Source organism: Polaromonas sp. (assembly GCF_029945925.1).
In the GTDB taxonomy this organism is placed as follows: Bacteria; Pseudomonadota; Gammaproteobacteria; order Burkholderiales; family Burkholderiaceae_C; genus Polaromonas.
The window spans coordinates 21,482-35,881 of record NZ_JAQSDN010000031.1 but is presented as its reverse complement, the minus strand read 5'-3'; the positions used below and the strand labels follow the sequence as shown (position 1 = coordinate 35,881).

The following is a 14,400-nucleotide window of genomic DNA, read 5'->3' as shown; positions in this document are numbered from 1 at the left end:
TGCCCAAACCTCGGGCAGGCAATCTCGCCTCACACACAGAAATTCAGACACCCCCAGTCGCATGGCTGATCATGCTCATGTTTTCTCCTCGCGTCGTTGGAGAAATAGCATTCGCCCTCGGGCGCTTCACCGCTGGCACCAGAAATGGCGGGGCATAACACGGGGTTCCATGCGACGGTCCTCGCGCTGCGCTCGGCCCGCGCGTAAACCGCGGCGTTAGGCTCGAACCCGCACTTATCATCTCTTTGAGGAGTCAAGAATGCAAGACGAGTGGTGGTATTCAATCGGCGACGCTCGAAAAGGGCCTGTCTCGATTGATGTGCTTCGAGCAATGCTGCTGGAGGGAAAGGTCGTCCAGAGCACACTGGTCTGGAAGGAAGGCCAGGCAAACTGGGCATCACTTTCAGAACTGCCAGACCTGCAACAGGTCGTTCGCGCGGTGCCGCCCGAACTGCCCAAACCGACCGCCCGTGAGCACCTCATTGCTCTACCACTCGCCGGGCCCTGGCGCCGTTTCTTCGCCAGGCTCGTCGATCTCTGGATCATTGCCCTACCAACTGCATTCCTCGTCGCGTTTGTGCTGTCGAGACTGTCGTTGGAATTTGGGCTCTGGATCCAGCGCCCCGGCTCCGACTACGTATTCGGCTGGCTGCTCCTGCCATTAGTCTTGCTAGCCGAGGCCGCTATCTTTGCGATCTTTGGCAACACGCCAGGTAAGGCGCTTCTTGGCGTTAGAGTCACCACCGTTGGAGCCCAGCGACCAACCGCGACTCAGTATCTGCAGCGCCAACTCGGCGTCTACTGGTTTGGTCTCGGAACGGGGTTCCCTCTCGTTTCGCTCTTCACCATGGCACGCCAACACGGTCACCTCAAATCAGGTGGTCACGCTCGGTACGATGAGGGCAACTTCAATGTAAAGGCGCCAAAGCTAGGCGTCATCCGTGCGCTATCGGCTGTCGCCGTTGTCGCCGCGCTCTTCTTCGTCAACGCTGCCCTGCAGCAGATGTCCAATGCGTCGGATCGAAGCTACTACGGTGGAACCACTTGGCTCAATCAAGTAACCGGTAGGTCAGTGGCAGTTCCGAGTGGGTGGATACATCAGGAACAAGCGAACGACGAGAAGCAACCTATCCACATTTTCTCCGGTCCAGACTACGGTGTCATTGTTGTATTCGCGAAAGACGAGGTACAACCTACTCTAGATTTGGAACGCTACCTGAACGCATGGGTTACGGCCGTACAGGGAAACATGAGGCTATCGCTACCGGGCGTACCAACGAAAGTTGGTGCTCGCGAGGCTGTGACAATCACAGGCACGATGTCTGACGACAGAACTCAAAGAGTGCACGCGACACTTGTTAAGAAGGGAAGGCAAGTATGGCGTGTGGTCATCTTGTCGAATTCAGGCAAAGAACCAGCGTCGGAGCAACCCATGAGACTGCAGGCACTGCTCCTTGAATCCATCGACTGAGCCTGGGCCTAACTTTAGGTCGAAGGGACGGGCCGCCAGCAACCGCGCGTTCTCCAGCATCTCGCTGGCCCGCCGTGCACCACGACGATAGGGCTCAAGTTCTATGACCTTTGCTCTCCTCACGTTCGATGAATGCTTGTCCATGGCGAAATCATCAGGTCACATTCATGCCCTGCTAGGCAACGGCTTCAGTCGTGCCTGTCGAAATGACATCTTTTCGTATGCCGCACTTTTTGATCGCGCGGACTTCGCCGGTCTGTCGCCACACTGTCGAGCAACATTCGACGCCTTGGGAACAACAGATTTCGAGGTGGTGATCAAGTCGCTCAACTCTGCCGCCTCGATCCTCGAAACCTACTCACCAGCCAGCACAGCACTGGCTGCAATTCTTCGAGACGACGCAGTAAAGCTAAGAGAGGTCCTCGTATCGGCTATCGCCGGCAGCCATCCCGAATGGCCGGGAGAAATAGCGCAAACGGCATACCAAGCGTGCACGGGATTTCTAGCCAACTTTGAGCGCGTCTACACACTGAATTACGACCTCCTTCTTTACTGGGCGTTCATGCAAGAAGAAATCGCACCACACTTAGAGTGCGACGACGGCTTTCGCCATCCTGACTCGGGGCCTGAGGAGTACGTAACCTGGGAGGTTGAAAACAGCTATGAGCAGAGGATCTACTATCTTCACGGAGCGCTTCATCTTTTTGATGCTGGCTCCGAGTTGCAGAAGTACACTTGGAAGAACACCGGCATAAGGCTTAAACAGCAGATTCGTGCCGCACTCGCGTCGTCGAAGTACCCACTGTTCGTATCCGAAGGCACTTCCCAAGAGAAGCTGGAACGCATAAAGCACAGTGGCTACCTCCATCGAGGTCTAGCAAGCATGCCGAAGGTCACCGGTTCAATGTTTGTATACGGCCTGTCATTTGCACCTAACGATGAGCACGTCATACGAATGCTCGAGATCGGGAAGATTGGAAAACTGTTTGTTGGTGTTTACGGAGATCCCAGCGCCCAACACAACAAAGAAGTCATTACACGCGCAAGCAAAATTTCCCAAGCCAGAAAGTCCCGAACACTCGGAAGGAAGCGTGCTCAGGAACTGGAGGTTCATTTCTACGATGCCCAGTCGGCGAAGGTGTGGGGTTGAGCCCTAACCCTTCATATATGGACTCCCCCACAAGCGCAAGAAACTGACCAATAGATTGGCTGTGTGGGAAGCGCCTGCAGTCGTATATCCGGCATCTGGACTGGGCTCTGTGGTGGCCCGTGCCGACATGGAATCTGCGTCGCCGAAGCGCCAGTCGATACAAGCGGCAGGCAAGCTGCGGCAAATGTTAGCCGCCGAAAGCGGCTGCTACAAGCTGGCGTTGTCGTCCAACCTCAAACGCGAGAAGGCGCATGCGTTTTACGACGCGCTGGATTTTGAGCGCCACGGCTACAGCTTTCGCATGGCGTTGCCTGCTGCGCCACCCTAAAACGCTATGTATTCAGGAGCTACCTGCGCCCGCTGGATAAGGGTCGGAGGCCAATTTGATATCAAAATGCCTAGCGCACCCTGGGCGCTGGCGCGCGCCTGGCGCTGCGCCGGGATTTTCTGCCCGGTGGCGGCGGGACGGTCGCCATGGCCGTTGTGGATTCCGGAACCAGCAACACCACCTCCTTGAAACCCAGGCCCAGCATGCCGAGTTCTGCCGCGGCGGCGCGGCTCACGTCGATGATGCGGTTGCGGCTGAAGGGGCCGCGATCGGTGATGCGCAGATCCACGTCACGGCCGTTGACCAGGCTGTGCACCCGCACCAGGGTGCCAAACGGCAAGGTGCGGTGAGCGGCCGTGAAAGCGTTCATGTCATACCGTTCGCCGCTGGCCGTCAGCCGGCCATGAAAACCCGGGCCGTACCACGAGGCGGCGCCACGCTCGAACTCGCGCGCTGGCTCATCCGCCAGCAACGCTGGCCGCGGCAGAACGCTGACGGACCCGATGGACAGGGGCGCAGCGTCCGTCGGCGTGTCCGCAGCCTCGGGGCTGGCGGGCATGGGCGCCGGTGTGGCTATCGGCACAGGGCGGGGTGCGGAGCGGCCGGATGACGGTGGCGCAGGTGTCGTGCAGGCCGCCAGCAGGGCCAGCAGGCCAACGGCAATGGCCTGCCTGATGGCTGCCCGCTGTGTCAAAGCGGCTGCAGACGGCGAATGATTTCCGTCGTGGCGGCAGACTGGTTCATCGTATAGAAGTGAATGCCGGGCACACCCGCGGTCCGCAACTGGTCGCACAGGCCGGTGATCACGTCGAGGCCGAAGCTCTTGATCGATGCCGTGTCGTCGCCGAAACCCTGCAGGCGCAGGCGGATCCAGCGCGGAATCTCGGCGCCGCAGGCATCGGAAAACCGCATCAGCTGGGTGGAACTGGTGATCGGCATGATGCCGGGCACCACGGGCACATCCACGCCCAGCCGGCGGGTGTCCTCCACAAAGCGGAAGTAGGCGTCCGCGTTGAAAAAATACTGGGTGATGGCCGAGTTGGCGCCGGCCTTGACCTTGGTAGCAAAGGCCTGCAGGTCGGCGTCGGCCGACTTGGCCTGCGGGTGAATCTCGGGGTAGGCCGCCACCTCGATGTGGAAGGCATCGCCCGTGAACTCACGGATGAAAGCCACCAGGTCGCTCGCGTAATGGAACTCACCACCGATGCCGTAGCCGCTGGGCAGATCACCGCGCAGGGCCACCAGGCGCTTGACGCCCATGGCCTGCAGGGCGGCGAGCTGCTGGCGCACCGTGGCCTTGGTCGCGCCCACGCATGAGAAATGACAGGCTGCGTCAACGCCCTCTTTCAGGATTTCACCGACGGTGCCGAAAGTGCCTTCCTGCGTGGAGCCGCCAGCCCCGAAGGTGACGGAGCAGAACTCGGGCTGGTGCGCGTACAGCGCCTGGCGCGTCAGGCGCAGCTTGTCGGCGCCTTCGGGTGTCTTGGGCGGGAAAAATTCAAAGCTGATGGGCAGGTTCATCGGAATCTTCTTTCTCCGTTCATTCTTCGTCGGGTTTGTCGCGGCGCTTGCCGCGCGCCGGGCCGTGCTGGCCGGCGTGGGCTTCTTCAGAGTCCTCATGCGCCTCATGCATCGCGCGTATTTCGCTGCGCGGCGTACGTTTGGCGGCCTTGCGCGGCGGCGGCGCCGGCAGCGGCTGGTCTTCACCCGTCGTGTTGTGGCCCTTGACGGCGTGAATGAAAAACTCGCGGTTGCCGTCGCCGCCTTCAATCGACGAGGCCAGCCAGGCTTTCACGTCCAGCCCCAGCGCAGCGCAGGCGTCACGCAGGCGCTTTTCGACAAATTCAAAATGCACAGCATCACGCACAATGCCGCCCTTGCCGATCTGGCCGGGCTGCAGCTCGAACTGGGGTTTGACCAGCATCAGCAGATGACCGCCGGCTTTCAGCAGGCGCACCACGGCGGGCAGCACCAGCGTCAGGGAAATAAAGGACAGGTCGCCGGTCAGGAAATCAAAGTCGGCTTCGACGGCCTCGCCCTCGTCCGCCTCGAACTCATCATCATCGTCAAATTGACCTTCAGCCTCCGCTGCATGGGCGGGACCTGCTATCAAATCAGAAGCGGTCATGGAGCGGGCATTGAGGCCTTCGATGCACAGCACACGCGGATCGCCGCGCAGGCTGGGGTGCAGCTGGCCGTGGCCCACGTCCACGCCCACCACCTGCACAGCCCCGTGCTGCAGCAGGCAGTCGGTGAAGCCGCCGGTGGATTGCCCGATGTCCAGGCAGCGCAGGCCGGCCACGCTGAGACCGGTGCTTTTGAGTGCCCCTTCGAGCTTGAGCCCGCCGCGCGAGATGTACTTGGCTTCGGTGGTGTCGGGGATCTGCAGCTCGGCGCCGTCCGGAATCTCGTCGCCGTTCTTGGCAACCTTCTTCCAGGGTGCGCTTTCCTCGGCGCGCCACAACACGCCCGAAGCGATCAGGCGCTGGGCCTGGGAGCGGGTGGCGGCAAAGCCGTTGTCAACGAGGAATAGGTCAGCGCGCATGAAGCTCCATGAAATAAGCCCTGTCACCCGAAAAACTTCAGGTCACGGCCCGGGTTTGCCCCCCTCGCCCTTTGGGAGAGGGATGGGGTGAGGGCATGCCGCCATACATGCAACAAGCCCGGCCGCGGTGCATTGGCGCGGCCAGCCCTCACCCCTGCCCTCTCCCAGGGGAGAGGGAGGAATACCTCTGCTCAGTAGCGATAGGTATTGGCTTTGTACGGGCCAGCCTTGCTGACACCGATATACGCAGCCTGCTCGTCGCTCAGTTCCGTCAGCATCGCGCCGACCTTCTTCAGGTGCAGACGCGCGACTTTTTCGTCCAAATGTTTCGGCAGCACATAAACCTTGCCCACTTCGTAGTCGGCCTGTTTGGTGAACAGCTCGATCTGCGCGATGGTCTGGTTGGCAAAGCTGGACGACATCACGAAGCTCGGGTGGCCGGTGCCGCAACCGAGGTTCACCAGGCGGCCTTTGGCCAGCAGGATGATGCGTTTGCCGTCCGGGAAGATCACGTGGTCGACTTGCGGCTTGATCTCTTCCCAGGTGCATTTTTCGAGCGCGGCAACGTCGATCTCGTTGTCGAAGTGGCCGATGTTGCAGACGATGGCCTGGTCTTTCATGGCCGCCATGTGGTCATAGGTGATCACGTTCTTGTTGCCGGTGGCCGACACGAAAATGTCGGCCTTGTCGGCAGCGTATTCCATGGTCACGACCTTGTAGCCTTCCATTGCGGCCTGCAGGGCGTTGATCGGGTCGATCTCGGTCACCCAGACCTGGGCGCTCAGTGCGCGCAGGGCCTGGGCAGAGCCTTTGCCCACGTCACCGTAACCGGCCACGCAAGCTACCTTGCCGGCGACCATCACGTCGGTGGCGCGTTTGATCGCGTCAACCAGTGACTCGCGGCAACCGTAGAGGTTGTCGAACTTGGACTTGGTCACCGAGTCGTTGACGTTGATGGCGCGCAGGGCCAGCGTGCCCTTGGCCGACATCTCGTTCAAACGCAGCACGCCGGTGGTGGTTTCTTCGGTCACGCCGAGGATGTTTTTCAGGCGGCGGCTGTACCAGGTCGGGTCGATGGCCAGCTTGGCCTTGATCGCGTTGAACAGGCAGATTTCTTCTTCGCTGGTCGGCTTGGAGATCAGGCTGGCGTCGGTTTCGGCCTTGGTGCCCAGGTGCATCAGCAGCGTCGCGTCGCCGCCGTCGTCCAGGATCATGTTCGGGCCTTCTTCGGGCGTGCCTTTGGCGCCGCTGAATTCGAAGATGCGGTGGGTGTAGTCCCAGTAGTCGGCCAGGGTCTCGCCCTTGACTGCGAACACGGGCGTGCCGGCGGCCACAATCGCGGCGGCGGCATGGTCCTGCGTCGAGAAAATATTGCACGATGCCCAGCGCACGTCGGCGCCCAGGGCCTGCAGCGTCTCGATCAGCACGCCGGTCTGGATGGTCATGTGCAGCGAGCCGGTGATGCGTGCGCCCTTCAGGGGCTGGGCTTTGGCGAACTCTTCGCGGATGGCCATCAGGCCGGGCATTTCGGTTTCGGCGATTTTCAGTTCCTTGCGGCCCCAGGCGGCAAGCGAAATGTCGGCAATCACGTAGTCAGCGGCGGTCTGGGCGGGTTTCAATACGGCGTTCATTGGGATATCTCCAGGATCAAGGGTCCAATTGGGCAAAATAGCCACGGCCACAAGGTTACAAGTCGGCGGGGAGTCTGTTGGATCTCACCCGGCTTGAGAGCACATGCGGGTGAGCGTGGTTGCAAATGAAAGTCCTGAGCCTAGACCACATGTCGTGGGTTGCAACGCTCCTCAGGAACCGGTGATTGTACAGGCATGCGACACTTTCGTCATGAAAGCCCTGAAAACCTGGCCCGCGCAAGACCGGCAACACATCACCGGCGTTTTTACCGACATTGACGACACCCTGACCACCGACGGCGCGATCACACCCGACGCGCTGCAGGCCCTGGGCGACCTGAAGGCCGCCGGCCTGCATGTGATTCCCATCACCGGCCGCCCGGTGGGCTGGAGCGAGCCTTTTGCACTGCGCTGGCCGGTCGATGCCATCGTTGCCGAAAACGGCGCCGTGGCCCTGCTTGCAAGCCAGATCGGGCGCCAGCCCTTGACTGGCGGGCGCGAGCAGCTATCAAAACTGTATCAACAGGATGCGCCGACACGGCTGGCCAACTACGCCCGCATGCAGCAGGTGGCGCGGCGTGTGATGCAGGACGTGCCCGGCGCTGTGTTGTCCGAGGACAGCCCCGGCCGCGAAACCGACATTGCCATCGACCACAGCGAGTTTGTGCACCTGCCGCCGGCGCAGATCGCGCAGGCGGTGCAGATCATGCAAAGCGAAGGCATGAACGCAACGGTGAGTTCCATTCACATCAATGGCTGGTTCGGTGCGCACAACAAGCTGGAGGGCGCGCGCTGGATCGTGCGCGAGCTGTTCGGCCGCGACCTCGATGCGGAGATGGGGCGCTGGGTCTATGTCGGCGACTCGACCAACGACCAGCTGATGTTCGAGGCCTTTGCGCATTCGGTGGGCGTGGCCAACATCCGCCGCTTTGAAGCGGAGTTGAGCCACAAGCCGCGTTACATCACCGAGGGCGAGCGCGGCGCGGGCTTTGCCGAAGTGGCGGCGGCGCTGCTGGCGGCGCGTGGTCCCGGCTGACATTACAAGCAAAATACGACCACAGCCCCTATGGGTCTTGCGCCAGGAGCTATAAATTCAATAGCAATGGCGCAATACCGCATCCCTGACCCCCTGCCAGCGGAGGCCGCAGGCCCGGCTCCGCCGGCCTGCAGCCGCCGTCCCCTGCAAGGGGAGATGGCGCCACACGCAGTGGGCGCCGACAGGGGTTTTCATGTTCTTTCCAGCACCCCCTGCAAAGCCTTCCCGGTGGCCGTGCCCAGCTTGACCACCTGCTCCGGCGTCGTGGCCGCGACCACCTGGCCACCGGCATTACCGCCGTCCGGCCCGAGGTCAATCACCCAGTCGGCTTCGGCGATCACGTCGAGGTCATGCTCGATCACCACCACGCTATGTCCGCCATTGACCAGCCGGTGCAGCACATGGATCAGTTTTTCCACGTCGGCCATGTGCAGGCCCACCGTGGGTTCGTCCAGCACATACAGGGTGTGCGGCGCCTTCTGGCCGCGCCGTGTGATGTCGTCACGCACCCTGGACAGTTCGGTCACCAGCTTGATGCGCTGCGCCTCGCCGCCCGACAGCGTCGGCGACGGCTGGCCCAGCGTCAGGTAACCCAGCCCCACGTCTTTGAGCAACTGCAGCGGGTGCGCAATGCCCGGCATGGAGGCAAAAAACCCGACGGCCTCGTCCACTTCCATGGTCAACACGTCGCCGATGTTTTTGCCGCGCCAGGTCACCGCCTGGGTCTCGGGGTTGAAACGCGCGCCGTGGCAGGTCTCACACAACACTTTCACGTCAGGCAGAAAACTCATGCCGATGGTGCGCACGCCCGCGCCTTCGCAGGTCGGGCAGCGGCCTTCGCCGGTGTTGAAACTGAAACGCCCGGCGCCGTAACCGCGCGCCCTGGCTTCCAGCGTGTCGGCGAACAACTTGCGCACCGTGTCCCAGAAACCAATGTAGGTCGCCGGGCAGGAGCGCGGTGTTTTTCCGATGGGCGTCTGGTCGACTTCCAGCACGCGGTCCACCACCTCGTAACCTTCGATGTATTCGCAGCCGATCCAGGCCGGGTGTTTGCCGGCATCGTCGGCCTCGCGCCCGGCCCGGGTCGAACGTTGCACCACGCCGGCCTGCACATTGGCCAGCAGCACATCGCGCGCCAGCGTGGATTTTCCCGAACCCGACACCCCTGTCACCGCCACCAGCCGGTACAGCGGGACCTGGACCGAAACGTTCTTGAGGTTGTGCAGGTCGGCCCCGACCACGGTAAGCCAGGAGGTGAAAGGGCTGGCTGCCGCCGGCGCGGCATTGTGGGCGATGCTGGCGCTGGCCGCCTCTGCTTTCAGACGGGCAGCCTTGAGCGCAGCCTGCTTCTGCTTGCTCAGGGGCTTGAGCGGGGAGCCCTCACCCCCGCCCTCTCCCAGCGGGAGAGGGAGTGAACTCGCTGAATTGCTCCCTCGCCCCTCCGGGGAGAGGGTGGGGGTGAGGGGTAACTGCGTTTCGCGTCGCGCATGCAGCGGATGGATCAGCGGATGCGCCAGATAACGCCCGGTCAGCGAATCGGGCAGGGTGGCCAGGTGCGCCGCCGTGCCCTGCCCCACGAGCTGGCCGCCACGCTTGCCGGCACCGGGGCCGATGTCGATGATGTTGTCGGCGCGGCGTATGGTGTCCTCGTCGTGCTCAACCACCACCAGGGTGTTGCCACGTTCGCTGAGTTTGCCCAGCGCGCGCAGCAGAATCTGGTTATCGCGCGGGTGCAGGCCGATGGTTGGCTCGTCCAGCACATAACAGACGCCCTGCAGGTTGGAACCCAGCTGCGCCGCCAGCCGGATGCGCTGCGCCTCGCCGCCCGACAAGGTGGGCGCACCGCGGTCCAGCGTCAAATAACCCAGGCCCACGTCTTCGAGGAATTCGAGCCGGCTCTTGATCTCCGGGAGCAGGTCGCGCGCAATGCCGGCCTCGCGTCCGGACAGCGCGAGTTTTTCAACCCAGCGGCGCACGTCGGTCACCGACAGCGCGGCGATGTCGTCAATGCCCACCCCCGCGAACTTCACGGCGCGCGCCTGCGCGTTCAGGCGTGAGCCGGCGCAGGTCGGGCAGACGGCGTCCAGCACCTCGTCCACATCCGCTTCGACAAAACTCTGCTCGCGGCCCTTGTTGTCATCGTCGCGCACCGAATCGTCGAACACCTTGCGCTGTTCCCTGGTCAGCCTGACGCCGGTGCCCACGCAGTCCGGGCACCAGCCGTGTTTGCTGTTGTAGCTGAAGAGGCGCGGGTCGAGTTCGGGGTAGGAGGTGGCGCAGACCGGGCAGGCCCGCTTGGTGGACGAGGCCTGCAAGCTGCCTATCTGCCGGGTGGACGTGCCGGCCAGCATCGCGCCACGCAAGCCATCCAGCGGGGCCAGCACATGCACCACGCCCTTGCCGTGCTCCAGCGCGGTGGCCAGCGCCTGGCGCAACGCGGCCTCGTTGGCGGGGGTCACGTGGATATCCGCAATTGGCAACTCCACCGTGTGTTCCTTGAAGCGGTCTATCCGCGGGAAACCGGTGGTCGGCAGAAATTCGCCGTCCACGCGCAAATGGGTGTAGCCGCGCGGCCGCGCCCAGTCGGCCAGCTCGGTGTAAACGCCCTTGCGGTTGATCACCAGCGGCGCCAGCAGCCCGATGTGCTGGCCGCGGTGCGCCTTGAGCAGTTGCGCGGCAATGCTTTCCGCGCTTTGCGGCATCACCGCCGCACCGTCTTTGGTGCAGTGCTGGATACCGAGCTTGACGTAAAGCAAGCGCAGGAAGTGCCAGACCTCGGTGGTCGTGCCCACGGTGGACTTGCGCCCGCCGCGCGAGAGGCGCTGCTCAATCGCCACGGTCGGCGGAATGCCGTAGACCGCGTCCACCTCGGGCCGGCCGGCCGGCTGCACGATGCTGCGCGCATAGGCGTTGAGCGACTCGAGGTAACGCCGTTGGCCCTCGTTGAACAGGATGTCGAACGCCAGCGTGGACTTGCCGGAGCCCGACACGCCGGTCACCACATTGAACTGGCCGCGCGGAATGTTGACCGACAGGCTCTTGAGGTTGTGCTCCTTGGCATTGACGATCTGGATCAGGTTGGAAAACGCCGGCTTGGTGGTCCAGACCTTGGCGCGGGCTTCCTCCACCCCGTGCACCTTGCCCATGGCCGCTTCGTACTCGCGCAGGGCCAGCGCGGTGTGTGAGGTCGGGTGCTGGCGCACGGCTTCGGGCGTGCCTTGGGCCACCAGCAGGCCGCCGGCCTCGCCACCTTCGGGGCCAAGATCGATCAGCCAGTCGGCCGAACGGATCACATCGAGGTTGTGCTCGATGATGATCAGCGAATGACCGACGTCCAGCAGCTTGCGCAGCGCACGCATGAGTTTGGCGATGTCGTCGAAATGCAGGCCAGTGGTCGGCTCGTCAAACAGGAACAGCGTGCCGCGGTTGATGTTTTTCAGCGCCAGCGGTTGCCGGCTGACACTGGCCGTTTTTGACGCGCCCGCCAGAAAGCCAGCCAGCTTGAGCCGCTGCGCCTCGCCGCCCGACAGCGTCGGCACCGGCTGGCCCAGCTTCACATACTCCAGCCCCACATCGACGATGGGCTGCAGCGCGCGAATGACCTCACGGTCCTGCGCAAACAGCGCGCAGGCCTCGCTCACGGTCAGGTCCAGCACGTCGGACACATTCATCAGGCGCGCGCGCACATCACCGATCGCCTTGCGTTCAATCGTGACTTCGAGGATCTCGGGCCGGTAACGCTTGCCGTCGCAGTCGGGGCAACGCAGGTAGACGTCGCTGAGGAACTGCATCTCCACATGTTCAAAGCCCGAGCCGCCGCAGGTCGGGCAGCGCCCGTCGCCATTGTTGAAGCTGAACTTGGACGCGGTGTAACTGCGCTGGCGGGCCATGGGCGCCTGCGCAAACAGCTCGCGCACCGCGTCCCAGGCGCCGACATAACTGGCCGGGTTGGAGCGCGCCGTCTTGCCGATCGGCGACTGGTCGACAAACACCACATCGGTCAGGTAGTCCGCACCCATCAACCGGTCATGCAGACCCGGCGTTTCCGTGGCCTTGCCGAACTGGCGCAGCAGCGCCGGCGCCAGGATGTCCTGCATCAGCGTGGACTTGCCCGACCCGCTGACACCGGTCACGCAGACCAGGCGCTGCAGCGGAAATTCCACCGTCAGGTTTTTCAGGTTGTGGTCGCGCGCACCTTCAAGGATCAGGCGCGGCGTGTTGTCGGTGACCGGGCGCTTGAAGCCCATGCCCACCTGCTTGCGGGAGCCCAGGTAGGCGCCGGTCAGCGTGTCGGCGTGTTTGAGGTCTTCCGGCGTGCCGTCGAAAACGATCTGGCCACCCTTCTCGCCCGGGCCCGGGCCCATGTCGATCATGCGGTCGGCGGCCAGCATCACGGCCGGGTCGTGCTCGACCACCACCAGCGTGTTGCCGGCATCGCGCAGCCGGTGCATGGCCTGGGTGATGCGGTTCATGTCGCGCGGGTGCAGGCCAATCGACGGTTCATCGAGCACGAACAACGTGTTCACCAGCGAAGTGCCCAGTGCCGTCGTCAGGTTGATGCGCTGCACCTCGCCGCCCGACAGCGTACGGCTTTGCCGGTCCAGCGTCAGGTAACCGATGCCGACATCACAGAGGTATTTGAGCCGGGTGTGGATTTCCTCGAAGAGCGATTTGAGCGCCTTGAACTCGGCATCGGGGGCGCTGCCGTCCTGCAGCGCGGCTGGCGCCAGCCCGTTGAAAAATTCACGCAGCCGGTCGATCGGCAGCTGCATCAGGTCATGCAGGCTCAGGCCGGGCAGGGCCTCGAGCTGCGCGCGGGTCCAGTCCACACCCACAGGCATGAAACGTTTGCCAGGCGGCAGCGCCGCATCGGCGGCTTCTTTCGAGCCCAGACGCCAGAGCAGGGCTTCGAGCTTGAGGCGCGCGCCGCCACAGGTCTCGCAGGGTGTGTAGCTGCGGTACTTGGACAGCAGCACCCGGATGTGCATCTTGTAGGCCTTGGTCTCCAGGTAGGCGAAAAAGCGCTTGACGCCATACCACTGCTTTTTCCACTGGCCGTCCTTGTAGGCCGGCGTGCCGTGGATCACCCAATGCTGCTGCGCTGGCGTGAGTTTGTACCAGGGCGTGTCGCGTGGAATGCCTGCGGCTTCTGCATGGCGCATCAGGTCGTCCTGGTTTTCGGCCCAGGCGGGGGTTTGCAGGGTCTTGATCGCACCGGAGCGCAGGGTCAGCTTGTCGTTGGGAATCACCAGGCCGTAGTCGACCCCGATGACGCGGCCGAACCCACGGCAGGTGTCGCAGGCGCCCATGGCCGAGTTGAAGGAAAACAGCGAGGGCGTGGGTTCGGCGTAACGCAGGTCGCTCTCGGGGCAATGCAGGCCGGTCGAAAAGCGCCACATCTCCTCGACGGCACCCTCCTGCGCCGGCTGCACATAAACATTGAGGCGACCGCCGCGTTTGAGCGCCAGTTCAATCGCTTCCACCACTCGCGACTTTTCTGCGGCATGAATGCGAAACCGGTCAGCCACCACATCGAGCAGCTTGTGCGGCCCCGCAGGCGTCGCCACGTCGCGCTCTGCATGCACCCGCGTGAAGCCGCTGGCCGACAGCCACTGCGTGACCTCGTCAGCGCTGGTATTTCCAGGCAGTTCTACCGGGAAAGTCATCACCACGCGTGGATCACTGCCCGCAGTACGCGCTATCAGTTCGGCATAAATCGACTCCGGCGTGTCATGGCGCACGGCCTGCGCGGTCTTCTTGTCGAATAGCTGCGCGGCACGCGCATACAAAAGTTTTAAGTGATCATTGAGTTCGGTCATGGTGCCCACGGTGGAGCGCGAACTGCGAACCGGGTTGGTCTGGTCGATCGCAATCGCCGGTGGCACCCCTTCCACCTTGTCCACCGCGGGTTTGTCCATGCGGTCCAGGAACTGCCGTGCATAGGCCGAAAAAGTTTCCACATAACGGCGCTGGCCTTCGGCAAACAGCGTGTCAAACACCAGCGAGGACTTGCCGGACCCGCTGGGTCCGGTGACCACCGTCATTTCCCCCGTGCGGATATCCAGATCCAGGTTTTTGAGGTTGTGCTGTCGCGCGCCGCGAATGCGGATGGTTCCCTGGGTCATGGGTGGGGGGCTTTCCTTGTAGGTCAAACATTCTAGACAGGCCCTTCCAGATTGTCCGGCGTGGGGTTAAGACAACGCCAGCAGTGCGCGCTTCATGATTTGGCGCAGATATGC

The 14,400-nt window shown here is 62.9% G+C and carries 9 protein-coding genes and 1 riboswitch; of the genes, 4 read left to right on the top strand and 5 right to left on the bottom strand.

Going from position 1 to position 14,400, the window contains the following annotated elements:
- The first annotated feature begins 259 nt into the window (after positions 1 to 259).
- The 3 genes from PSV40_RS07430 to PSV40_RS07420 all read left to right on the top strand — a co-directional run bounded on the left by PSV40_RS07430 (position 260) and on the right by PSV40_RS07420 (position 2,949).
- Complete coding sequence (locus PSV40_RS07430) at positions 260 to 1,471, top strand: RDD family protein (RefSeq protein WP_300536164.1); 1,212 nt, start codon at positions 260 to 262, stop codon at positions 1,469 to 1,471.
- 103 nt (positions 1,472 to 1,574) lie between these two features.
- Positions 1,575 to 2,621, top strand: a complete 1,047-nt coding sequence (locus tag PSV40_RS07425) for a DUF4917 family protein (protein ID WP_300536162.1) — start codon at positions 1,575 to 1,577, stop codon at positions 2,619 to 2,621.
- A gap of 184 nt (positions 2,622 to 2,805) precedes the next feature.
- The gene (locus tag PSV40_RS07420) at positions 2,806 to 2,949 is read left to right on the top strand and encodes a hypothetical protein (RefSeq protein ID WP_366914974.1); all 144 of its coding nucleotides are present in this window, start codon (positions 2,806 to 2,808) and stop codon (positions 2,947 to 2,949) included.
- A gap of 70 nt (positions 2,950 to 3,019) precedes the next feature.
- Here PSV40_RS07420 and PSV40_RS07415 read toward each other — a convergent pair whose 3' ends face one another.
- From PSV40_RS07415 to ahcY, 4 genes are all read right to left on the bottom strand, one after another.
- Complete coding sequence (locus PSV40_RS07415; RefSeq protein WP_300536160.1) at positions 3,020 to 3,643, bottom strand: septal ring lytic transglycosylase RlpA family protein; 624 nt, start codon at positions 3,641 to 3,643, stop codon at positions 3,020 to 3,022.
- Positions 3,640 to 4,470: a methylenetetrahydrofolate reductase [NAD(P)H] gene (gene metF, locus PSV40_RS07410; protein WP_300536158.1), complete on the bottom strand. Its 831-nt coding sequence runs from the start codon at positions 4,468 to 4,470 to the stop codon at positions 3,640 to 3,642. The genes PSV40_RS07415 and metF overlap by 4 nt, the downstream gene beginning before the upstream one ends.
- A gap of 19 nt (positions 4,471 to 4,489) precedes the next feature.
- A complete protein-coding gene (locus tag PSV40_RS07405) occupies positions 4,490 to 5,494 on the bottom strand; it encodes a TlyA family RNA methyltransferase (protein ID WP_300536156.1) in 1,005 nt (334 codons plus the stop codon).
- A 191-nt stretch (positions 5,495 to 5,685) separates the two neighbouring features.
- The gene (gene ahcY / locus PSV40_RS07400; protein WP_300536154.1) at positions 5,686 to 7,125 is read right to left on the bottom strand and encodes an adenosylhomocysteinase; all 1,440 of its coding nucleotides are present in this window, start codon (positions 7,123 to 7,125) and stop codon (positions 5,686 to 5,688) included.
- Between the two features lie 104 nt (positions 7,126 to 7,229).
- Positions 7,230 to 7,304, bottom strand: a riboswitch (S-adenosyl-L-homocysteine riboswitch).
- A 32-nt stretch (positions 7,305 to 7,336) separates the two neighbouring features.
- Between ahcY and PSV40_RS07395 the strand changes: the two genes are divergently transcribed.
- Entirely contained in the window at positions 7,337 to 8,161 is an 825-nt protein-coding gene (locus tag PSV40_RS07395; RefSeq protein ID WP_300536152.1) for an HAD-IIB family hydrolase, read from the top strand.
- Between the two features lie 191 nt (positions 8,162 to 8,352).
- Here PSV40_RS07395 and uvrA read toward each other — a convergent pair whose 3' ends face one another.
- The gene (uvrA, locus tag PSV40_RS07390; protein ID WP_300536151.1) at positions 8,353 to 14,286 is read right to left on the bottom strand and encodes an excinuclease ABC subunit UvrA; all 5,934 of its coding nucleotides are present in this window, start codon (positions 14,284 to 14,286) and stop codon (positions 8,353 to 8,355) included.
- Between the last annotated feature and the right edge of the window lie 114 nt (positions 14,287 to 14,400).